Below are 22,341 nucleotides of genomic sequence, written 5' to 3'. Positions count from 1 at the left end.
ACACCGACCACCCGATTCCCACCACCTCCAGGAGGAGCACATGGCCCCCGCACCCGCCGCCCCGTCCCATCACCAGGTCCTCATCGTCGGCGGCGGCACCGCAGGCATCACCGTCGCCGCCCGGTTACGCCGTGCCGGTGTGCGGGACATCGCGCTGCTGGAGCCGTCCGAGACGCACTGGTACCAGCCGTTGTGGACGCTGGTCGGCGGCGGTCAGGCGCCGCTGCGCGCGTCGCTGCGCACCGAGGCGGACGTCATGCCGCCGGGGGTGCGCTGGCTGCGGGAGCGTGCCACCGCCGTGGACCCGACCGCGCGGACGGTGACCACCGCCTCGGGCCGGGTCCTCTCCTACGGGCGGCTGGTGCTCGCGCCGGGCCTCCAGCTCGACTGGGACGGGGTGCCCGGTCTCGCCGCGGCGCTCGGCCACGGCGGGGTGAGCAGCAATTACCGGCCCGATCTCGCGCCGCTGACCTGGGATTTGATCCGCCGGATGCGGAGCGGGACGGCGGTGTTCACCATGCCGTCCGGGCCGGTGAAGTGCGGCGGCGCCCCGCAGAAGATCGCGTATCTGGCGGCGGATCACTGGCGTAAGCGCGGGGTGCTGGGGGCGATCCGCACGATTCTGGTGCTTCCGGAGCCCGCGATGTTCAAGGTGCCGGTGTTCTCCCGGGCGCTGACGGAGACGGCCCGGCGGTACGGGATCGAGGTGCGGCTGAGTTCGGAGATGACCCGCCTCGACGGTGCGGCGCGCGAGGCGGTGATCACCGATCACACCACGGGCACGGCCGAGACCGTCCACTACGACCTGCTGCACGCGGTACCGCCGCAGCGCGCCCCCCAGTGGCTGGCGGACGGTCCGCTCGCCGACCCCGACTCCCCGTACGGGTACGTCAAGGCGGACCGGGAAACACTCCAGCACCCGGATTTCCCGAATGTGTTCGTGCTCGGCGATGTCGCCAATCTGCCGACGTCCAAGACGGGCGCCGCGATCCGCAAGCAGGCTCCGGTCGCGGTCGCCAATCTCCTCGCCGGGCTGCGCGGCCGTCCCGCCACCGCCCGCTACGACGGCTACACCTCCTGTCCCCTGGTCACCGCCCGGCACAAGATGCTGCTCGCCGAGTTCGACTACGACCTTCAGCCCACCCCGTCGATCCCCTTCCTCGACACCACCCGGGAACGCACCGACATGTGGTTCCTCAAGCGCTACGGGCTGCCGCAGCTCTACTTCAAGGGCATGCTCAAGGGCCTGGCGTAACCACACCCCCCACCGGGCAGGGCTCCTGCAAGGGGCCCACCTCCCCCCTAGGGGACCGCCCCCTACCCCGCCCTAACCCCCCGTCACCTCCCCCACCGCGCACCCCACGTTGTCCGGCGCCCCCGCCTCGCGGGCCAGCCGGATGAGTTCGTGTACGGCCTGGTCGGGGTCGTCGGCCGCGGTCAGCACCTGCTGGATGGCCGCGGCCGGCAGCACCCCGGTCAGGCCGTCGGTGCACAGCAGATAGCGCTCCCCGGGCCGGGCCTCCAGGAGTTGCAGATCGGGGGCGAACTCGGTGGCCGCGTCGAGGGACCGCAGCAGCTGGGCGCGCTGCGGATGCGAGGCCGCCTCCTCGGGGCTGAGCCGGCCCTCGTCGATCAGTGACTGGACCAGGCTGTGGTCGTGGGTGATCTGGAAGAGGCCGGAGTCGCGCAGGACGTAGGCGCGGGAGTCCCCGATGTGCAGCAGCGCCAGCTGTGCGCCGGAGCGGAGCAGCGCGGTGAGGGTACTGCCGGTCGCCTCGTCCGCCGCCGGGGCGGCGCGGTGGGCGCGACGGGCCGCCTCCTCCAGGGCGCCCAGCAGGTCCACAGCGGTCAGGTCCTGGTCTTCCAGGCCGTTGAGTGCCTCGATCGCGGCCTTCGCGGCCGGGCCGCCCTCCGGGCCGTAGCCGTCGGCCACGGCCAGCAGCCGGGGTCCGGCGTGCGCGGCGTCCTGGTGCGCCGGGCGCACCAGCCCCTGGTCGGTCAGGGCGGCGTAGCGCATCGTCAAGGGAGTGTGTGGTGTGGTCATGGCGGTGTTCTTCCTCTCCAGCTGGTCGACGAGGAAGGCGGCGAGGTCCCGGCGGGCCGCGGTGTCGGCCTCGACCCGCGCCCAGTACGCGGCGACCGCCACGGCCGCCGCGTCCGGTGCCAGCTCGCACACCTCGCGGATGCGGGCCAGCGGCATCCCGAGCCGGCGCAGCCAGGCCACCAGCCGGGCCCGCTCCAACTGGGCGGGGGCGTAGTGCCGGTAGCCGCTGTGCGGGTCGACATGGGCCGGGGGCAGCAGGCCGAGCTCGTCGTAGAGGCGCAGTGCCTTCGGCGAGAGCCGGGAGGCCCGTGCGAACGCCCCGATGGTCAGCAGCGCACCGTCGTCGTACGGCGCCGTGCGCCCGTCCCCGTCCACCCGTCCGTCCTCCTCGTACCGGGCGCCTCGCCCGGCACGCCCGATGCTGGGGCTTGCCCCAAGGGCAAGGTCAAACACGGCCGTCGACCTGCCCGAACCGGCCCGGCCACTCCCCTCACGCGCGCCGTATCATCGCACCCTCAGCCCTTCTCCCCAGCCGCCAGCCGACTGAGCGCCGCCGCCGTCAACGCCTCCACGCCCATGTCGAGGGTCGGCCGGACCACGGGCACGAACTGCGGCGAATGGTTCGACGGGATGTCCTGGGCGAGCCGGCCGGCTGCCAGTGCCGTCCGGAACTCCTCCGGGTCCCAGCCGCCCAGCCACCAGTAGTAGAGCGGGGCCCCGGCGGCGGTCGCCAGCAGGCCGGCGTCCTCGCTGCCGGCGGCCGGGTCGTAGGCGAACAGCCGCTGGGCGCCGAAGAGTTCGGTGAACTGCTCGTTGACCTCCCGCAGGGTCGTGGAGTCGTTGACGGTGACGGGGAAGGAGTCCAGGACCTGGGTGTCGGGTATGCGGTCCGCGCCGGAGGCGGCGGCCTCGGCGCGCGCGATGCGGTCGATGGCGGCGAGCACGGCGGTGCGGACCGTTTCGTCGAAGGTGCGGACGCTGAGCCGTACGACGGCGCGGTCGGGGATCACATTGGCGGTGTCCCCGGCGTGGAAGGAGCCGACCGTGACCACCGCCTGGTCCTTCGGGGCGACCTCGCGGGCCACTACGGACTGCACCCGCTGGACGAAGGACGCCGCCATCAGGATCGGGTCGGTGGTGGTCTCGGGGCGCGAGCCATGGCCGCCGGTGCCGTGGAAGGTGATCTCCAGGCTGTCGGCGGCCGCCATGCAGGGGCCGGGGCAGTAGGCGATCAGCCCGGCGCCGAACGGGGCGACATGCTGGGCCAGCACGACATCGGGGGTGGGGACCAGGCCGTCGCGGTAGAGGCCGGCGTCGAGCATGGCGCGGGCGCCGCTGCCGACCTCCTCGGCGGGCTGGAAGAGCGCGATCAGGGTGCCCGACCAGTGCTCGCGGCCCGCCGCGAGCAGGTCGGCGGCGCCCAGCAGGCAGGTCACATGGACGTCGTGCCCACAGGCGTGCATCCGGCCGGGGACCGTGGAGGCGTAGTCCAGGCCGGAGTTCTCGGTGACGGGCAGTGCGTCCATGTCGGCGCGCAGCAGGACCACGGGGCCGGGGCCGTTGCGCAGTACGCCGACGACGCCGGTTTCGGCGATGCCGGTGGTGACGTCATAGCCGCAGGCGGTCAGTCTGCGGGCGGCCTCGGCGGCCGTGCGGGTCTCCTGGAAGCCGAGTTCGGGGTGGCGGTGCAGGTCTTCGTAGAGGGCCACGAGATCCGCGAGACGGTCGTCGAGCGGGGCCAGGACGGCGGCGGGGGCGGAGCTGCCGTGGTGGCCGGCGTTAGCGGTCGTGCCTGTCGTGTCACTGTCGCTCATACAGGCATTCGACCATGGAACCGCCCGCCGGCACGGGCCGGTGGCCCCGGCATTCCCCGGAGCCGGCCCCTAAGGGCCCGGGCCCGCCCTGGCCGGACTTCGCGGTTGCCGTTCCCTCCGTTCGTGACACCGGAGCCCGCGGCTGCAACCGTGGATCACGCCTGCGACCGGGATCTGCGAGCCCGAGCCGATGACTGGAGGCTGACGTTGGCCACTTCCCCCAACCGACCGACCGGCGAGCCCCGCGACCTCACGGCTCATCTGATGGATCTGGCGCTGGGCCACCTCTTCTCCGCCGCTCTGCGCACGGCGGCGCAGCACCGCCTCGCCGACCACCTGGCCGAGGGGCCGCGCACCGCCGAGCAGCTGGCCGCGAAGACCGGCACCCATGCCCCGCATCTGCGCCGCGTGCTGCGCTATCTCGCCACCCGCGGCATCTTCCGGGAGGACGCCGCGGGCGCCTACCAGCTGACGCCGGCCGCCCAGCCGCTGCGTACGGATGTCCCCGACTCGCTGCACGCCGCCGTGCTGATGGTGACCGACGAGCTGTTCCTGCGGACGTCGGCCGCCATACCGGAGGCCGTGGAGCACGGCGGCGCGCCCTTCGAGCGGATCTTCGGGGCGCCGCTCTTCGCGCATCTGCTGGCGGATCCGGCCGCCCGCCGGCTCTTCGACGACGGGATGTCGTCGCTGTCCGCCCCGGTGGACGAGGCGGTGGCCGCCACCTACCCGTTCCCCGCGACCGGCACGGTCGTGGACGTCGGCGGCGGCCGCGGCGGGCTGCTGCGCGCCGCGCTGCGCCGCCACCCGCGGCTGACCGGTGTGCTCTTCGACCAGGCGCCGCCACTGGCCCACCACCTCCTGGACGGCGACGAGTTGACGGGCCGCTGGCGCACCCAGGAGGGCGACCTCTTCGAGTCCGTACCGGAGGGCGGTGACCTCTACGTCCTCAAGCACGTGCTGCACAACTGGGCGGACGAACCGTGCCGGCGCATCCTGCGCAGCTGCCACCGGGCGATGGCGGCCGGCAGCCGGCTGCTGGTCATAGAGTCCGTGCTGCCGCCGGGCAACGCCCCGCACTTCGGCAAGACCATGGACGTCGCGATGATGGCGGTGCTCGACGGGCGGGAGCGCACCGCGGAGGAGTTCGCGACGCTGCTGTCGGCCGGCGGTTTCCGGCTGACGCGGGTGCTGCCGACCCCGGCCTTCCCCTCGATCGTGGAGGCGGTCGCCGAGTAGCCGCCGGCCCGGGGCGACACGCCGCCCCCCGCTCCCCTCGTTGGCGGTACCGCCGCCCCGCGCTCTACTGAGGGCGGCCGCACCGCCCGACGAGAGGAGCTGACGTGCCGGTCCTCATGCGGGCGCGCAGCCGAGACGAGCGGCACCGCGCCGCCACGCCGCTGGAGCTCCTCTTCGACCTGTGCTTCGTGGTGGCGGTCGCCCAGGCCGGCCGCCAGCTGGCGCATGCGCTCGCCGAGGGGCATCCGATGCACGGCGTCCCCGGCTATCTGATGCTCTTCTTCGCCGTCTGGTGGGCCTGGATGAATTTCAGCTGGTTCGCCTCGGCGTACGACACCGACGACGCGCTCTATCGCGTGGTGACGCTCGTCCAGATGGCGGGGGTGCTGATCCTGGCCGCGGGCGTGCCGCGGGCCTTCGCGCACAGCGACTTCACCGTCATCTGGTTCGGGTACCTGGTGATGCGGCTGGCCATGGTCACCCAGTGGCTGCGGGCCGCCCACGGCAGCGAGGGCGCCGAGCGGCGCACCGCACTGCGCTACGCCCTGGGGGTGACGGTGTGCCAGATCGGCTGGCTGGGGCTGCTGGCGCTGCCCGAGCACGACATCCCCTGGGTGTTCGTGGTCGTGGGCCTCCTGGAGCTGGCGGTCCCCGCGCTGGCCGAACGGGAGCGGCAGACGACCTGGCATCCGCATCACATCGCGGAGCGCTACGGCCTGTTCACCGTCATCGTGCTGGGCGAGACGATCGCGGCGGCCACCCTGGCCGTGCAGTCGGCGCTGGACAGGAACGACGCGCTCGACACGCTGCTGCCGATCGCGGGCGGCGGGCTGCTGCTGGTCTTCGCCGCGTACTGGATCTATTTCGCCGTGCCCATCCACCTGCACCTCCGCTCGAACCGTCAGGCGTTCCTGTGGGGCTATGGGCATTACCTCGTGTTCGGCTCGGTGGCCGCGGTCGGCGCGGGCATCGAGGTCGCGGTGGCGGAGTCCTTCGGCCGGGCGCATCTGTCGGCGTTCGCGGCGGCCGCGTGTGTCACGGTGCCGGCGGCGCTGTTCCTGCTCACGGTGTGGCTGATCCACTCCCGGCACCAGAAGCGCGGCCCGGCCCAGCACCTGGTGCTGCCGGTGTCGGCGCTGCTGGTCCTGGCGTGCACCTTCGCCGGGCACGGGGCGGTCCTGGCGACCGGACTGGTGGCCTCCGCCACCGTGGCGGTCGGCGCCACCCTCGCCTCCCGTCAGGGCACCGCGCTGGTGGAGTGAAGGGCCCCCGTCACCCATCTCGACGATCCCCCCGGCACCGATCTCGCCGAAGGTGCGGCCAGCCGCCCCCACGAGCCTCCGGCCCCTCCCCCGCCCCACGCACCTGACGCCCCGTCCGGCCCGGCCCTGCCCTGATCCCACATCAGATTCGGCCATCTTCTCCCTCCGCCGGACGAGGGCCCGTCAGCAGCACGGGCACGGCCCCCGGCCCACCCCATTGCCCGTCAATTACCCACCAATGGAGCTCACTTCCCGCCACTTCGGGCTCTTGTTCCCCCCTGCCCACACCGGCCAGCGGAGGCGCGGGGACGCGAAAGCGGTAGGGTGCAGATTGCCCTTTTTATGACAGGGGGTGTCCTTGTGGGAGACCCGCAGAAAGCCCCGGGACCGACCGCCGTCCGTACCTGAGGAGACGCCAGCCATGGCCCGCCACGCTCAGTCCCGCGCCCCGCGGACGCGACTGTCCCGGCGCAGCAAGGCCGTGGGCGGTCTTGCCCTCTCCACCCTGGTCGGCACCGCCCTGTGGGCGTGGCCGGCCTCGGGCGACGACCACAACAGCGGGACCGACGCCAAGAGCACCATGCTGACGACGGCTTCCGGCCCGGACACGCCACGTACGCCCGTGTCCGCGCCGAAAACCGCCCCGAACGCCGCACCGAACGCCCCGGCCGGACGGCCGATCCCGGGCCTCAGCGACGCGGCCAGGAAGCGCCTGCCGGCCGACTCCCGCCAGGTACTGGTCGTCACGGGCCAGGGCATGGACTCGATCAAGGCCCGTGTCATCCTCTACACCCGCGAGGAGGGCTCGGACGACTGGGAGCCGGGCCCCACCTGGTACGCGCACAACGCCGCCCGCGGCTGGACCGACGACCACCGCTACGGCGATCTGCGCTCACCCATCGGGGTCTACTCCCTCACCGACGCGGGCGGCCTGCTGCCCCCGCCCGAGGGCACCAAGCTCCCCTACGACCGCAACGGCAGCTTCGTCGCCGACGGCACCGGCGTCGAGGGCGAACCGCTGGCCGGCGCCTTCGACTACGTCATCGCCATCAACTACAACCGCGAGCCGGGGACCTCCCCCCTGAACCAGCGGCGCCCGTGGGGCGCCGCCAAGGGCGGCGGCGTCTGGCTGCACGTCGACCACGACGGCCCCACCCAGGGCTGCATCAGCGTCAAGTCCACGGTGATGCGGGACCTGCTGCGCACCCTCGACCCCGACCTGCACCCGGTCATCGTGATGGGACCGGCCGATTACTGAGCAGCCGACGGGCCGGCCGCACCCCACGGGGCCGCAGGACGCCCTCACCGACGTCCTCGGCCTCCGGGTCGGTCACGCCCAGCGCATCGGTGACGGCTACCTGACCGGCACCACCGTCGTGCTGGCCCCCGAGGGCGGCGCCGTCGCGGCCGTCGACGTACGCGGCGGCGGCCCCGGCACACGGGAGACCGACGCGCTGGACCCGCGCAACCTCGTCCAGCGTGTCGAGGCGCTGGTGCTGACCGGCGGCAGCGCCTTCGGTCTTGACGCCGCGTCCGGTGTCGCCGCCTGGCTGGAGGACCAGGGCCGGGGCTTCCGCGTCGGCCCGGACCCCGCCCAGGTCGTCCCGGTCGTCCCGGCCGCGGCCCTCTTCGACCTGGGCCGCGGCGGCAACTGGCGGGCCCGCCCCGACGCCGCCCTGGGCCGGGAGGCGGCCGCCGCCGCGGCGGCCACCGAGCCCGGCGCTCCCGTCGCCCGGGGCAACACGGGCGCCGGCACGGGCGCGGTGGCCGGCGGCCTCAAGGGCGGCACCGGCACCGCGAGCGCCGTCCTCCCCTCGGGCGCCACCGTCGCCGCCCTGGCCGCCGTCAATGCCGCGGGCTCCGTCACCGACCCACGCACCGGCGCCCTCTACGGCCATCTGTACGAGGCTCCCACCGCCCTCCCGTCCCCCGAGGTGCACGCCGCGGCCTTGCGCCGCCTGGCCGAGGCCCGGGAAACCTCCCTGACCCGTTCGACAGCGTCCGTCGGCCCCCCGCTCAACACCACCCTCGCCGTGGTCGCCACCGACGCCACGCTCACCCGCGCCCAGGCCCACAAACTCGCCGGCACCGCCCACGACGGCCTGGCCCGCGCCCTCCGCCCCGTCCATCTCCTCTCCGACGGCGACACGGTCTTCGCCCTGTCCACCGCCACCCGCCCCCTCACCCCCGAAGACTCCCGCACCGACCCCGCCTTCGGCATCCACACCGAAGCCGGCGCCCTGAACGAGCTCCTCGCCACCGGCGCAGACGTCCTGACCCGCGCCGTGGTCAACGCCGCCCTCACCGCAGAAACGGTGCGCGGCCCCGGCGGCATCTTCCCGTCCTACCGCGACCTGTACGGAACGGCCTGACGGCGGCTCAGGCACCACGACCAGACGCCCGCCCGGCCGCCCGCACGCCGTAACGCCGAACGCCACGGCGGTACAGCCGCGCACCCGGCCCAGGCACGACAACAACCGGGCGCGGGCCAGGCGCGGGCCGCAACGGGCCGCGCCGGGCCACGATGAGCCACGACAACAACGGACACGACGACGGCGACGGCGACGGACGAGACACCCACCCCTGCCCGTCCGCCCGCCCGTCCGCCGTAACAGAACGGGCCACGGCGGGACAGCCGCCCACGCCGGAGGCCGGAGGGGATGCCCCGTGCCCCGCCCGCAGGACCGGAGCGAACACCGGGGCTCCCACTCCCCGTACCAGAGCCGCCCGCGCCGAGGACGGGGTACGGGGCGTCCCCTCCGGCCCCCCACCCACCGAGGGCCCGCGCCCCGGCCTCAGCCACACACCACGCGCCAGCCACCCACCGGCACCCGGCACACACCAGGCGCCGGGCGCCAAGCCCCACCCACCAGGCGCCAGGCACCAGGCCCCCCACGTCAGCCCCCACCACCCCCGCGCCGACCCAAAAGGCTCAAACCCTCAAACCCCCACCGCCCCCAACACAGACCCCGCCGCATACGTCACCCCCATGGCCACCACCCCACCCCCGACATTCCGCAACACCGCCCGCCCCACCGGCGCAGCCCCCAGCCGCGCACTGCTCCACCCGCACAACGCCAGCGCCACCACCACGGCCCCCACCGTGATCCACAACCGATGCGCGGCCGGCGGCAACACAATCGCCAGCAACGGCAGCAACGCCCCCACCGTGAAGGCGAGAAAGCTCGCCCCCGCCGCATGCCACGGATTGGTGAGTTGGTCGGGATCAATGCCCAACTCCACCTCGGCATGGGCCCGCAGCGCATCGTGCTCGGTGAGTTGCTCGGCCACCTCCAGGGCCAGCTGCGCGTCCAGCCCCTTCCCTTCCAACATCCCCGTCAGCTCGATGAGTTCCGCCTGCGGCTCGGTCGCCAGCTCCCGCTTCTCCTGCGCCAGCGCGGCCTTCTCCGAATCGCGCTGAGTGGAAACCGACACATACTCACCGGCCGCCATCGACAGGGAACCGGCCAGCAGCCCCGCCAGCCCCGCCGTCAACAACGCGCCCCGTGAGTCGGTGGCTCCGGCGACCCCGACGACGAGCCCGGCGGTGGACACGATGCCGTCGTTGGCACCGAGGACCGCCGCCCGCAGCCAGTTGAGCCGGCTGCCGAGCCCGCCGCCGTGCGCCTCGTCGTGATCCGGTGTCTGCAAGGTCATCGGCAGAGCGTCTCACCCGTACCGGCCGTGCCCCGCCCGACGCCCCCGCGCCGCCCCGGAATGGCCGGTGGTAGAAACGGCTTATGTCCGCACCGCCCCCCTCACCGCCTTCCCAGCCGCCACCGCCCACGCTCGTCCAGCCGGCCCCCCGCGAGCCGGCCCCTCGTCGCCGACTGTGGTGGCACCGGCTGATATTCGGGCTCTGGTACCGCCCGGTGGAGGTGCTGGACGAGGCACGGGACCGCAGTGCCTGGAGCGCGGCGGTGCTGCTGTCGCTGATCAGCGGTGCCATCGGGGTGCTGTCGGTGGACGCGTTCCACACCCAGTGGGCCGTCGACCGCATCGCGGGCCTCCAGCTCATCGGGCTGGCCGAGGCGGGGGTGCTGGCCGCCAGCTTCGCGCTGGGCGCGGTCGCCCATGCGATCGCCCGCACGCTCGGCGGCATAGGCCGCTTCGCGCCGACCGCGAGCCTGTTCATCGTGCTCTTCTGGGTGACGGATCTGCCGCGGCTGGCGATCGCCGCCTGGCTGCCGACCGATGCCACCTTCGTCCAGGCCGCGACCTGGACGACCTGGGGCTTCGGCTATGTCCTCGCCATATTGCTCATACGGGGCCAGCACCATCTGTCGACGTGGAAGTCGGCGGCCGCGGTCTCCGTACAGATGCTGGCCGCCCTGGCCCTGCTGCGGCTGGGCCCGGTCCGCTGAATCCGGGGCCGGCCCACGCGGCCGGTCCCTCCACCCGGTCGGTCACGGCGGGCGCAAGGGCTACGACCGGCTCAACTACGGCTGGTCAGCTGCCGTACGAGCCCCTCGAAGGCCGCCCGCTCGGCGGCGCTCAGCTCCACGCACTCCGAGGGCGGCCCGCCCGGCCCGGTCTGCCGCGGCACCGATCCGAGCAGTTCCGGCTGTGCGGGCAGCCCCGCTCCGGGCAGCCCCTCCGGCCCGGGTGCGGCGAACGGGCCACCCGGCGCGAAGCGTCCCCGCGACGCGTACCGTGCCCGCATCTCCCGCTGGTCCCGCCGCAGGGCGGCCTCGTACCGGCCCCGTCGCAGCAGTCTGGTGATCCCGATGGCCCAGATGACGCCCACGGCGACAAGGACGCCGAAGCTGATCTGCTGAAGAATCGAAGCGGAGGGAAGCATGTGGTCCTCCCGGAGGGGTGAGGCGCTGGGCCAGGACTTGTCGGTGGACGCCGCGGACTGAGCCGGGCCGATCCGGAAGAGAAACAGCCCGGAGGCCAGTAGACACCACGCCCCGGGACTTCCGACAGAAGATCTTGAGCCGTACGTCCCGAAGTGACACATCTCCTATGACATATCGCCACATTTCCGGCACGACCCGTGAACGCGCCACCCCATGAGGCCGCCCCGGCAGTATTGCCCCCGCCCCGTTGGACACCCCGGAGGCTTCCGCCCGGCGAAGATCGTCCCGGACGATGACGTCACCCGTCCGCGACGTGAGGAGTACGCACGTGCCGCAGCCGCAGCCGCAGCCGCACCGGCCGCAGCCCCGGCCGCCCGCCGTCGCCACCGCCGGGCCCACCGGCACGCGGCCGCCCGGCAGCGGGCCCACCGGCACCGGACCCGCCGACGCCACCCCGCCCGGCGCGCCGCCCGCCCGCGCCCTGGACGGCATCCTCGTCGCGGACTTCAGCCGGGTGCCGGCCGGACCGCTGGCCGCCGCGACGCTCGCCGACCTCGGCGACCCGGACGACGCGGCCGCGGCCCGCGAGTTGGCGCGCCGGGCCGACGTACTGATCGAGAACTTCCGCCCCGAGGTCAATCTGCTCTCGTCGCTGCTGGGCTCGCTGGTCAATCAGGCGTCCGGCCATCTGGCCACCGGCCGGGACCCGGGCCCGATGGGCAACCGCCATCCGAGCATCGCCCCGTACGAGACGCCGGCCTGCCGCGACGGGCAGCTGCTGGCGGTGGCGGTGGGCAATGACCGTCAGTTCCGGGAGCTGGCGGGGGCACTGGGCGCACCGGAACTCGCCGAGGACGTCCGGTTCGCCCGCAACGAGGACCGGGTGCAAAACCGTACAGATCTCATCAAGGCGCTGGAGCGGCGACTGGCCTCCTACACCCGCACGGCTGGACCGAGCGGCTGACCGCCGCGTCCGTGCCGTGCGGTCCGGTCAACACCGTCTCCGAGGCCCTGGAGTTGGCGGCGCGCCTCGGTCTCGATCCGGTGAAAACGGTCGGAGAGGGGCGCGTCCCCCAAGTCACCAGCCCACTCCGGCTCTCGGGGACGCCGGTGACCCAACCCTTCGCTCCACCCCGCCTGGACGAACACGGCACGGCACTGCGAACCTGGCTGTCAGGGCCATCCGACGACCCCTTGCCGCCGCGTATGTGACCTTCATCACAAGAGAGCCGTACCCGCAACCAAATCCGCCCGCTCGTGCTGTTTACCAGCACGGATCACAACACCCCTGTTATGGAGCAGCTCGTGACAACGCCGGACAACCCCGCGCCCGCTCGGTCCCGCACCCCGCACCAGCTGCTCCCGTCAGTCGAGCAGCCGGCGCCGGGCACGCCGCGCCGCAACCGGCGGATGCGCCGCACGCTCGCCGTGACGGCCCTGTTCGCCGCCGGCGCGCTGACCCTGTCCGCCTGTGGCGGGGACGCCTCGGCCGGTGGCAACGACGACGGCAAGAACGGCCAGGCCGGCGCGGACGCCGCGGCCGCCAAGAACGCCTCCGACGTCAAGATCAAGGTCTCGTCGGACGACGGCGCCACCAACGCCAGCATCAACGACACCGGTGTGAAGGTCACCGACGGCAAGTTGACCGAGGTGAAGCTCACCGACGCGAACGGCAAGGACGTCGCCGGCGCCATATCGCCGGACGGCAAGTCCTGGAAGCCGGGTGTGCAGCTGGAGCGCGGCACCAAGTACCGGATCGTGGCGAAGGCCAAGGACGCCAAGGGCCGGGCCGCCACCGAGAACGCCTCCTTCACGACGGTGTCCTCCGCCAACAGCTTCATCGGCAGCTACACCCCCGACGACGGCAAGACCGTCGGCGTCGGCATGCCGGTGTCGTTCAACTTCGACAAGGCGATCACCAACAAGAAGGACGTCCAGTCCCACATCCAGGTGACCTCCAGCAGCGGCCAGCAGGTCGTCGGCCACTGGTTCGGCGCCCAGCGCCTGGACTTCCGGCCCGAGGACTACTGGAAGGCCGGCTCCAAGATCACGATGAAGATCGACCTGGACGGGGTCAAGGGCGGCCAGGGCATCACCGGCGTCCAGTCCAAGACGGTGTCCTTCACCATCGGACGCTCGCAGGTCTCCACCGTCGACATGAACACCCAGACCATGACGGTCAAGCGGGACGGCAAGACCCTCAAGTCCGTGCCGATCTCCGGCGGCAGCCCCGAGAACCCCACCTACAACGGCCAGATGGTGATCTCGGAGAAGTTCGAGCAGACCCGTATGGACGGCTCCACGGTCGGCTTCAAGAAGAAGGACGGCAAGGGCGAGTACGACATCCCCGACGTCCCGCACGCCATGCGGCTCTCGTCCTCCGGCACCTTCCTCCACGGCAACTACTGGGGCGACCCGTCCATCTTCGGCAAGGCCGGCACCAGCCACGGCTGCGTCGGCCTGCGGGACAACAAGGGCGGCGGGGGCGACACCCCGGGCAAGTGGTTCTTCAACCAGTCCCTGATCGGCGATGTCGTCATCGTCAAGAACTCGAAGGACGAGACCGTCAAGCCGGACAACGGCCTCAACGGCTGGAACATGTCCTGGTCCGAGTGGAAGGCGGGCAGCGCGGCCTGACGGACGCGTTCGCGAGGCACACCTGAAGGCGGTGGCCGGTCCCCTGGTAGAGGGCCGGCCACCGCCTTTCCCGTACGGGACGGCTGCCCCTTTGCCCGTACGGGACCGCTCAGCATTTGCCCGTACGGGACCCCCGCTCCCTTGCCCGTACGGGACCGCTCCGCACGCCTCAGCGCGGGTGCATCAGCTCCACCAGGCCCGCCAGCCCCTCCCTGCCGTGGCCGTCCGCCACCCGCCGCTCCATCAGTGCGAACAGCGGCGCGAAGAGTTCCGGGCTGACGCCCTGGGCGCGGCTGACCTTCCCGATGCTGTCGTGCGCGGCCTGCATGGCAAGCGGGGACCCGGTGACGGTGTAGTCGCCGGAGTCGATCTGTGCCGCCATCGCGGGCAGACCGCCGGCCATCGCCCCCAGCCACGGCTGAAGCAGCGTCGTGGTGAACTCCGCCACCGGACCGCCCGCCGAGCGCACCAGCGCGGCCGCGTGCAGAAAGCCGCCGAACATCCCGTACATGCCGCTCAGCAGCGCAAGGTCGTGCAGCGGTGCGAGCCCGGGGTCCTCGCCCAGGTAGACGCTGCGCGCGAACGCGTCCAGCACCTCCCGGTGCGCCTCGAACGCCTCCCGCGAGCCGCTGTAGAGCACAAACGCCTCCGGGCTCGCGATGATCTCGGGCACGGCCATGATCCCGCCGTCGAGGTAGCCGGCCCCGAGAGCCGTCACCCGCTCCGCCATCGCACGGGCCTCCTCGGGCGACCCGTTGGTCACATTGACCACCACCCGCCCCTGCAAAGCCGCCCGCCCACCGCCCTGTTGCTCCAGCAGCGGACCGATATCGCCGTAATCGAGGATGCAGACGAGCACGACCTCACCGGCCCTGACCGCCTCGGCCACCGACCCGGCCCGCCGCGCCCCACGCGCCACAAGCCCCTCGGCCCGATGGGGCGTCCGGTTCCACACGGTCACCTCATGCCCGGCCCCCAACAGCGCCTCCGCCAGCGCCGCCCCCATACTCCCCAGCCCAAGAACCGCCACACGCTTCTTCATCGTCGTCACGAACCGAACTCCCGCCTCATTGCGCATGATTCAGCGGCCGCCCGGGGGATTCCGGAGGCCGCTGCATCAGTCTTGGCCGAGGCTCAGCGCGGGACAAGTACCTACTTTTTGGTGCGTACTTACCTTGAGGTGGGTGGCCGTGAGTGGACGCCCCTCCTCGCCGGACTGCGGCCGCCAAGACGGCGGGCCGCCCCTCGCGCAGGAGGGACGGCCCGTCCGGTGTCGGTCAGTGGCCGCCGGGGCGGGCCGGCAGCCGCTGCTGCGACGGCCCGTTCGGTCGCTGTCCGGTGCGACCCGTCAATCGCCGTCGGGGGCGGCCCGGGTCGCCCCTACCAGCGGGGCGGCGAGCGGTGCCAGCAGACCGGCCGCACCGGCCCACAGCCGCCACGCACCGTTGTCCGGCACGGCCAGCAGCGCCCCCATGCTCACCAACGAGCAGACCAGGCCGGCCAGCAACGGCTTCGGGACGGTGGCGGACCAACCGGCACCGAGGTCCAGCAGCCGGACCTGCCGCCCGGCCCCGGGGAGCGCCCCGCGGTCCGGGCCCGGCGCAGCCGCTGCCATGTCCTCCGCCACACGGGCCGGCAGCGCACCCGGCAACTGCCAGCCGTCATCGCCGATCAGCTCGGCGAGCACGTCCTTGCTCCGACGCCGCTGCGGATGCCACACCAGCAGCCCTGAGGCCCCTGCCAGGACGGTACCCGCGACGGTGCTGGAGAGCTCGCCGTGGAAGGGAACGGTCCGGTCCGTGCCGTCGACACCGAGCAGCAGACACTCCAGCTGCCGGGTGTTGTCCCGGCGTTCGCGCGCGGCTGCCTGATCCGTGCCCTCGACCGGCGGGGCGTCGGTGTGCTTTCCGCCGCCCGTGACGCGGACCCGCAGGGCGACCCAGCCCTCGCCGGTGCTGCACGCAGTCCGGCGCGTGACGCCCTCCCGCCACCAGCCTGCGCAGAGGGCCAAGGTCACCAGGATCCAGATACCGGCGACCACCCAGAACGTGGCGGCTTCCACCGTCCGCCCGGCCAGCTTCCGTTCCACCTCGGCCTGTTGATCGTCGCCAACGGCCCCCAGCTCGGGGTGCGCCGGGACGTAGCCGACATACAGCTCACCGCCGACCTCCTGGCGCCGTTCGGTGTCCGCCGTGAAGCTCGCCGGAACCCCGCGGCCACCCCGCTGCCCGTTCGCCGGCGGAAGGAGGACGGTGTACCAGGCCGTGGCGTCCGCCTGCCGCCCGCGCCCCTCGGTCACCTCGTGCTCGATGGCGGTGATACGGAGCTGGCGGGTCACCGCTCCGGCCTCGCGCAACGCCGCCGCCCGGCCCCCGGCGTCCGGTTCCGCCACCGCGAGCGCGGCCCACAGGCACACCAGCGTCGGCAGTCCGACGAGCAGGCCGACGGCACGGACCGACGGCCAGGGCGTGCCGTGCAGCCGCGCCGGGAGGCCGGCGGGGCGGTCACCTCCCGGTGCCGACGAGGCGGCCCGCACCGCCCGTGCGTAGGTACGGTCCCGGGCCGCACCCGCCCTGAGCACACTCACCCCGACGGCCCCCAGGCACAGCACCAGCACCCCGAAGGCAAGCCAGACGGCGACCGTCCGCACTCCCCCGGCCCCGAGAAACAGCCATCCCGCGGTGAGCGCCACCAGCGCGAGGGGCGCGGCCACGGTCACCCACCGGCCGCTGCGGGCACCGGCCGGAACCGACTGCTCCTGGCCGCCGGTCCGGACGGGCTTGGACACGGTCACTTCGGACGGCTGCTCGCTCGTCATCCGAACGCTCCGAACTTGTCCGTATCCGGGGATTCCGTCATCTTCTCCGTGCCTTCGGGCCGATCCCCTGGGACCGGGGTGTGGGGTCAGGCGCGGGGAAGCCCGCCGCTCTTCACGGCGGTGACGAAGGATGCCCAGGCGGGCGCCCCGAAGAGGAGGGCGGGGCCGTGGGGGTCCTTGCTGTCACGGACGGGGACGAGGGCGGGGAGGCCGTCGGCTACCTCGACGCAGTTGCCCCCATCCGGGTTGCTGTGGCTGGACTTGCGCCAGGTGGCGGTGGTCAGGAGGTCGTCGGAGACCTCGACGCACGCGCCGCCCTCTTGGTTGCTGTAGCTGGACTTGCGCCAGGTAACGGTGCTCAGTTCGGGGCGGCGGACGGACATGGGACTTCCTCCAGGAGGCGCAGTAGGAACTCCGCGGACTCGCGCGGGGACAGAGCATGGTCGCGCAGCCGATCGTAACCGAACTGAAGGCGCTCAACTCGGGCGTTTTCTTCGACCAGTTGACCGTCGTATCCCGTTTCCACCCAGCCCGTGGTTCGCCCCTCGGGCCTACGCAGGAGGGCGGTGTCCGTGTTGGGCAACTCGCACAGCCCCGCGGCGAACGGGAGGATCTGGAGCGTCACATTGGGCTGCTCGGCGACCTCCGTGAGGTGCTTCAGCTGCTCCTGCCATTCGGCGCAGTCCAGCAGCCCCCGGCGCAGCACGGCCTCATCGAGGATCGCCCGGAATTCCGGCGCCCCCGGATCGGACAGCACCCTGCGGCGGTACATCCGCGCCTCCACTTGCTGCTCAAGGTCGGCGCCCGGGACGAGGCCACCTCGGGCCAGCAAACGGTAGGCGTATGTTTCCGTCTGGAGCAGACCAGGCACGACGGCGGGAGAGTACTGCTGAATGCCCACCGCCTTGGCCTCCAGAGCCATGAAGCGCCGGTACCGCTCCTTGAACTGCGTAGGATCCCCCGCCGCCAACTCCCAGAGCGTCAGCAGCAGTCCAGCTGTCCCGTAGTACTGGTCCAGGGCCTGCGCCACCTCCGGGCCGCCCAAGGTCTGGCCGCTCTCCATCTTCCCGAACAGCGACCAGTCCCACCCCAGCGCCTCGCCGAGCTGCCGGAGACTGTCGCCTTTCTGGGCGCGTAGTAATCGCAGCTCTTCTACGTAGCGCTGGCGCGGCTCCTGGCTCCGACCGGTGACCGCTCGCCTCGGCGGCATGGCGACCTCCTCCGTGGAAGGTGTGGAACTAACGGTGCGTGGCGACGAATTACCGCGGACGAGCGGCATTCGTGCCCAATTCCGGCCCCATTCCCGTAAGGGCCGGAATACGCACGGTAGTGGTCCGCCAGGGGCTCGGGCAGGGAAACGGCGGCAGACAGAGGCGGCAGACAGAAGCGGCAGCGATCAGGCGGCCGCCGGTACCTCGTTCGGGGTGTCGGCCGGGGAAGGCGCCGGCTGGGTGGGGGACGGCTTCCGCAGGCCCTTGAGGAGGATCACCAGGGCGGTGCTGACGCCCACGCCCGCGGCGATGGCGAGGAGGTAGAGGAAGGGCTGGCCGATCAGGGGGACGACGAAGATGCCGCCGTGCGGGGCGCGGAGGGTGCAGCCGAAGGCCATCGACAGGGCTCCGGTGACCGCGCCGCCGGCCATCGCGGAGGGGATGACGCGCAGCGGGTCGGCGGCGGCGAAGGGGATCGCGCCCTCGGTGATGAAGGAGGCGCCGAGCACCCAGGCCGCCTTGCCGTTCTCCCGTTCGGCCTTGGTGAAGAGCCGGCCCCGGACGGTCGTGGCCAGCGCCATCGCCAGCGGCGGGACCATGCCGGCCGCCATCACCGCGGCCATGACCTTGAGGCTGCCCTCGTTGGGGTTGGCGAGGCCGCCGACCGCGAAGGCGTACGCCACCTTGTTGAGCGGGCCGCCGAGGTCGAAGCACATCATCAGGCCGAGGATCACGCCCAGAATGATCGCGTTGGCGCCGGTGAGTCCGGACAGCCAGTCCGTCAGGCCCTTTTGCAGCGCGGCGATCGGCTTGCCGATCACCAGGAACATCAGGAAGCCGACGATCGCCGCGGAGATCAGCGGGATGACCACCACCGGCATGATGCCGCGCAGCACCGGTGGGATACGGACCCGCTGAATCGCCATCACCACGGCGCCCGCGAGCAGGCCGGCGATCAGGCCACCGAGGAAGCCCGCGTTGATGGTGAGCGCGATGGCGCCGCCGACGAAGCCCGGGACCAGGCCCGGCCGGTCCGCCATGCCGTACGCGATGAAGCCGGCCAGGACGGGGACGAGGAAGCCGAACGCGACGCTGCCTATCTGGAAGAGCAGCGCCGCCCAGCTGGCGGACTCGGTCCAGAGGAAGTGCTCGGCGACGGACGGCGCCTTGTTGATCGTGTAGCCGCCGATGGCGAAGGCGAGCGCGATGAGCAGGCCGCCCGCGGCGACGAACGGCACCATGTAACTGACGCCGGTCATCAGCCACTTGCGCAGCCGGGTGCCGAAGTTGTCGCCCGGCTCGGCGCCCTTGTCCATGGGGGCGGTGGCCCGCGCCGGGGCGCTGGTCTCGCCGTGTGCGGCCTTCTGCCGTACTTCGGCGATGAGTTCGGCGGGGCGGTTGATGCCCGCCTTCACTCCGACGTCGACGGTCGGCTTCCCGGCGAAGCGTTCCTTCTCCCGGACCTCGACGTCATGCGCGAAGATCACGCCGTCCGCGTCCGCGATGAGCTGCGGGTCGAGCCGCTGGAACCCGGCCGAGCCCTGGGTCTCGACGAACACCTCGACACCGGCGGCCTGGCCGGCCTTCTCCAGCGACTCGGCGGCCATGTAGGTGTGCGCGATGCCGGTGGGGCAGGAGGTGATGGCGACGATGCGGAAGGGGGTGGGAGCGGGCTCGGTGGCGGGCTCGGTAGCGGACTGGGCGGGGGCGGGCTCGGCGCCCGGCTCGGCGGCCGGCTCGGCGGCCGCAGCAGTGGGCATCTCGTCGACCGCCGCAGTGGGCCGCTCGTCAGCCGCCGCGGTGGGCGTCCCGCCGACCGCCGCCACGGTCGCGGGCGGTTCCGCCTCCGCCCCGGCCGCCGCAGACTCCGGCTCCGCATCCCCCTCGGCCGCCCCCGATTCGTCCCCCCGGATCAGCGCCGCCGCACGCTCCGGGGCCGTGGCGGACCGCAGCGCGCCGGTGAAGGTCTCGTCCATCAGATGCCGGGCGAGGGTCGAGAGGATCGACAGATGGTCGGCGTCGCCGCCTGCCGGGGCCGCGATCAGGAAGACCAGGTCGGCGGGGCCGTCCGGCGCGCCGAAGTCGATACCGGAGGCGCTGCGTCCGAAGGCCAGCGTCGGCTCCGTGACGTGCTCGCTGCGGCAGTGCGGAATGCCGATCCCGCCGTCCAGACCGGTCGGCATCTGGGCCTCGCGTGCGGCGACATCCGCGAGGAAGCCCTCCAGATCGGTGACGCGACCGGAGGCGGCCATCCGTTCGGCCAGGGACCGGGCGGCGGCTTCCTTCGTTTCTGCGGACAGGTCGAGGTCGACCAGTTCCGCGGTGATCAGCTCACTCATCGCGGGCTCCCTTGCACGCGGTACCGCCGTGCGGGCGGTGGGGACGGGACGGGGGGTGGCTGAGGCGCCGCCCGGGGCGGGCCGGGCGAACGGCGGAGGGGAGGCGGGGATGGGCCGCGGACCCGGCAACCCCTGCTCCGTACGCGGCGGTCACGGCGCCGGCCCGGTGCGCGCTGCTCATGGCGCCGGCTCCGTGAGCGGCCGGTCGAACGGGATCGCGTCGGTGGTCCGGACGGCGGCCGGGTCCAGGTCGTCCGGGGTCGGCATCTGGCTGCCGGGGAGCTGGACGGCGGCCGCGCCGTGGGCCAGGGCGACGGCCAGCGCCCTCGGGCCCGTGCCGCCCGCGGTGAGGAAGCCCGCCAGTGAGGCGTCGCCCGCGCCGACATTGCTGCGGACGGCGGTGACCGGGGCGCTGCCGTAGTAGGCGCCTTCCTCGTCGACCAGGAGCTGGCCGTCGGCTCCCAGGGAGGCCAGTACGGCGCGGGCGCCCCGGGCGCGCAGTTCCTCGGCGGCCTTGACCACGTCGCCGAGGGTGGTGAGCGGGCGGCCGACGGCCTGGGCGAGCTCCTCGGCGTTCGGCTTGACGACGTCGGGGCGTTCGCGCAGCGCCGCGGTCAGCGAGGGACCCGAGGTGTCCAGGGCGATCCGGGCGCCGACCCGGTGGGTGCGGGCGACCAGCTCCGCGTACCACTCGGGGGCCAGGCCGCGCGGGAGGCTGCCGCAGCAGGCGATCCAGTCGGCGCCCACGGACCGCTCGCCGACCGTGGCGAGCAGCTCCTCCGACTCCTCGGCGGTCAGCTCGGGGCCGGTCGCGTTGATCTTGGTGAGGGTGCCGTCGGGTTCGGCGACGGAGATGTTGGAGCGGGTCTGGCCGGCCACCGGCACCCCCGCCACCTCGATGCCCTCGGCGCTCAGCAGCCCGGCCAGCGCCGCGCCGGCGGGTCCGCCGACCGGGAGCACGGCGAGGGTGCGGTGTCCGGCTGCGGCGACCGCGCGCGAGACATTGACGCCCTTGCCGCCGGGGTCGATCCGGTCGCCGGTGGCCCGGAGCACGGCCCCGCGGTCCAGCGCCGGGATCTCGTACGTACGGTCCAGGCTGGGGTTGGGGGTGACGGTGAGGATCATGCGCGTACTACTTCCGTGCCCGCGCGCTCGATGGCGAGGGCGTCGTCGGGGCTCAGCCCGGTGTCGGTGATGAGCAGGTCCACGTCCGACAGCTCGCCGAAGCGGGCGAAGTGCTGCTGCCCGAACTTGGCGGAGTCGGCGAGGAGGACCACCCGGCGGGCGGCGGTGATCAGCGTCCGCTTGACGGCGGCCTCCGCAAGGTCGGGGGTGGTCAGTCCGCCGTCGGGGGAGAAGCCGTTGGTCGCGAGGAACAGCACATCGGCGTTGATCTCGCGGTAGGCGCGGAGCGCCCAGTCGTCGACCGCGGCCCGCGTGCGGCGCCGGATGCGGCCGCCCACGAGGTGGAGGGTGAGCCCGGGGTGGTCGGCCAGCCGCGCGGCGACCGGCAGACCGTGGGTGACGACGGTCAGCTCGGCCTCCAGCGGGATCTCGGCGGCGAGCCGGGCGGCGGTGGTGCCGGCGTCCAGGATCACGCTCCCGGAGCTGCCGGCCCCGCCCTCGCCGCCGGGGAGCTCGGCGAGCGCGGCCCGGGCGATGCGCTGTTTCTCGTCGGCGGCGACGGCGTCCCGTTCGGCGAGGTCGGGCTCGAAGTCCAGCCGGCCGGCCGGGATGGCTCCGCCGTGCACCCTGCGCACCAGGCCGGCCCGGTCCAGGGCCTTCAGATCGCGCCGCACGGTCTCGGCGGTGACCTGGAACTCCTCCGCGAGGGAGAGCACATCGACCCGGCCGCCCTCACGGGCGAGCCGCAGAATCTCCTGCTGGCGCTCCGGTGCGTACATCAGCGTGTGTCCGTTCATGCCCGATCCTGTGGTTCCAGCGCGATGCTACGTCCGGATCCTCGTGAAGTAAACAGATCCGGGCGTCAGACGGACTCAAACAGACATCTACTCGGGGGAGGGAGATCTTCTCGGGGGAACGGAGACCTACTCGGGGGAGGTGCCGGTGCTCCGGCGGCTCCGGCGGCTCCGGCGACTCCGGCGACTCCGGACGCGACGGAGCCCCGACGCCTTGAGGGGCGTCGGGGCTCGTCCGTCACAGACCAGACCTCGG

At 73.0% G+C, this 22,341-nt stretch carries 18 protein-coding genes and 1 pseudogene; 8 read left to right on the top strand and 11 right to left on the bottom strand.

The features are described from left to right. The first annotated feature begins 40 nt into the window (after window positions 1–40). Window positions 41–1,255 (top strand): FAD-dependent oxidoreductase, encoded by a 1,215-nt coding sequence (locus tag ACFWJW_RS25425; RefSeq protein ID WP_387245703.1) that lies wholly within the window; start codon window positions 41–43, stop codon window positions 1,253–1,255. 72 nt (window positions 1,256–1,327) lie between these two features. Here ACFWJW_RS25425 and ACFWJW_RS25420 read toward each other — a convergent pair whose 3' ends face one another. Together ACFWJW_RS25420 and ACFWJW_RS25415 are read right to left on the bottom strand one after the other, a co-directional pair. Beyond that, window positions 1,328–2,419: a MerR family transcriptional regulator gene (locus ACFWJW_RS25420; protein WP_387245701.1), complete on the bottom strand. Its 1,092-nt coding sequence runs from the start codon at window positions 2,417–2,419 to the stop codon at window positions 1,328–1,330. A 140-nt stretch (window positions 2,420–2,559) separates the two neighbouring features. Next, complete coding sequence (locus tag ACFWJW_RS25415; protein ID WP_387245699.1) at window positions 2,560–3,858, bottom strand: amidohydrolase; 1,299 nt, start codon at window positions 3,856–3,858, stop codon at window positions 2,560–2,562. Between the two features lie 207 nt (window positions 3,859–4,065). Between ACFWJW_RS25415 and ACFWJW_RS25410 the strand changes: the two genes are divergently transcribed. From ACFWJW_RS25410 to ACFWJW_RS25395, 4 genes are all read left to right on the top strand, one after another. After that, entirely contained in the window at window positions 4,066–5,097 is a 1,032-nt protein-coding gene (locus tag ACFWJW_RS25410; protein ID WP_387245697.1) for a methyltransferase, read from the top strand. 104 nt (window positions 5,098–5,201) lie between these two features. Continuing rightward, window positions 5,202–6,359, top strand: a complete 1,158-nt coding sequence (locus tag ACFWJW_RS25405; RefSeq protein ID WP_387245695.1) for a low temperature requirement protein A — start codon at window positions 5,202–5,204, stop codon at window positions 6,357–6,359. A gap of 421 nt (window positions 6,360–6,780) precedes the next feature. Then, the gene (locus ACFWJW_RS25400) at window positions 6,781–7,617 is read left to right on the top strand and encodes a hypothetical protein (protein WP_387245693.1); all 837 of its coding nucleotides are present in this window, start codon (window positions 6,781–6,783) and stop codon (window positions 7,615–7,617) included. Further along, window positions 7,610–8,731, top strand: coding sequence for a P1 family peptidase (locus ACFWJW_RS25395; RefSeq protein ID WP_387245723.1), 1,122 nt, complete (start codon window positions 7,610–7,612; stop codon window positions 8,729–8,731). The genes ACFWJW_RS25400 and ACFWJW_RS25395 overlap by 8 nt, the downstream gene beginning before the upstream one ends. 568 nt (window positions 8,732–9,299) lie before the next feature. Here the strand turns inward: ACFWJW_RS25395 and ACFWJW_RS25390 are convergent. Further along, on the bottom strand, window positions 9,300–10,016 hold the full coding sequence (locus tag ACFWJW_RS25390) for a VIT family protein (RefSeq protein WP_387245691.1): 717 nt from the start codon (window positions 10,014–10,016) through the stop codon (window positions 9,300–9,302). An 83-nt stretch (window positions 10,017–10,099) separates the two neighbouring features. Here ACFWJW_RS25390 and ACFWJW_RS25385 point away from each other — a divergent pair, with 83 nt between their 5' ends. Further along, entirely contained in the window at window positions 10,100–10,723 is a 624-nt protein-coding gene (locus ACFWJW_RS25385) for a YIP1 family protein (protein ID WP_387245689.1), read from the top strand. A 71-nt stretch (window positions 10,724–10,794) separates the two neighbouring features. Here the strand turns inward: ACFWJW_RS25385 and ACFWJW_RS25380 are convergent, their stop codons facing one another. Beyond that, window positions 10,795–11,160: a hypothetical protein gene (locus ACFWJW_RS25380; RefSeq protein WP_387245687.1), complete on the bottom strand. Its 366-nt coding sequence runs from the start codon at window positions 11,158–11,160 to the stop codon at window positions 10,795–10,797. Between the two features lie 293 nt (window positions 11,161–11,453). Here ACFWJW_RS25380 and ACFWJW_RS25375 point away from each other — a divergent pair. Both ACFWJW_RS25375 and ACFWJW_RS25370 read left to right on the top strand, forming a co-directional pair. Continuing rightward, a pseudogene (locus tag ACFWJW_RS25375) lies at window positions 11,454–12,373 on the top strand (CoA transferase). Between the two features lie 81 nt (window positions 12,374–12,454). After that, window positions 12,455–13,798 (top strand): Ig-like domain-containing protein, encoded by a 1,344-nt coding sequence (locus ACFWJW_RS25370; protein WP_387245685.1) that lies wholly within the window; start codon window positions 12,455–12,457, stop codon window positions 13,796–13,798. A gap of 169 nt (window positions 13,799–13,967) precedes the next feature. On the opposite strand, the gene ACFWJW_RS25365 is transcribed toward ACFWJW_RS25370, so the two are convergent. The 7 genes from ACFWJW_RS25365 to ACFWJW_RS25335 form a co-directional block, all read right to left on the bottom strand. Then, complete coding sequence (locus ACFWJW_RS25365; protein WP_387245721.1) at window positions 13,968–14,840, bottom strand: NAD(P)-dependent oxidoreductase; 873 nt, start codon at window positions 14,838–14,840, stop codon at window positions 13,968–13,970. 306 nt (window positions 14,841–15,146) lie between these two features. Continuing rightward, a complete protein-coding gene (locus ACFWJW_RS25360; protein ID WP_387245683.1) occupies window positions 15,147–16,616 on the bottom strand; it encodes a hypothetical protein in 1,470 nt (489 codons plus the stop codon). 86 nt (window positions 16,617–16,702) lie between these two features. Further along, on the bottom strand, window positions 16,703–16,999 hold the full coding sequence (locus ACFWJW_RS25355; RefSeq protein ID WP_387245681.1) for a DUF397 domain-containing protein: 297 nt from the start codon (window positions 16,997–16,999) through the stop codon (window positions 16,703–16,705). Further along, complete coding sequence (locus tag ACFWJW_RS25350) at window positions 16,975–17,826, bottom strand: helix-turn-helix transcriptional regulator (protein ID WP_387245678.1); 852 nt, start codon at window positions 17,824–17,826, stop codon at window positions 16,975–16,977. Before ACFWJW_RS25350 ends, ACFWJW_RS25355 begins: the two co-directional genes overlap by 25 nt. Before the next feature lie 186 nt (window positions 17,827–18,012). Further along, the gene (locus ACFWJW_RS25345; protein ID WP_387245675.1) at window positions 18,013–20,166 is read right to left on the bottom strand and encodes a fructose-specific PTS transporter subunit EIIC; all 2,154 of its coding nucleotides are present in this window, start codon (window positions 20,164–20,166) and stop codon (window positions 18,013–18,015) included. A 177-nt stretch (window positions 20,167–20,343) separates the two neighbouring features. Continuing rightward, window positions 20,344–21,291, bottom strand: coding sequence for a 1-phosphofructokinase (gene pfkB / locus ACFWJW_RS25340; RefSeq protein ID WP_387245672.1), 948 nt, complete (start codon window positions 21,289–21,291; stop codon window positions 20,344–20,346). Beyond that, window positions 21,288–22,070, bottom strand: coding sequence for a DeoR/GlpR family DNA-binding transcription regulator (locus tag ACFWJW_RS25335; RefSeq protein WP_387245719.1), 783 nt, complete (start codon window positions 22,068–22,070; stop codon window positions 21,288–21,290). Before ACFWJW_RS25335 ends, pfkB begins: the two co-directional genes overlap by 4 nt. Window positions 22,071–22,341: the final 271 nt, after the last annotated feature.

The sequence above is a fragment of the Streptomyces sp. NPDC127097 genome (genome assembly GCF_042724075.1).
Classification (GTDB): Bacteria; Actinomycetota; Actinomycetes; order Streptomycetales; family Streptomycetaceae; genus Streptomyces.
Note: the sequence above shows the minus strand (reverse complement) of the source record. Positions and strands in the feature narration are given on the sequence as shown.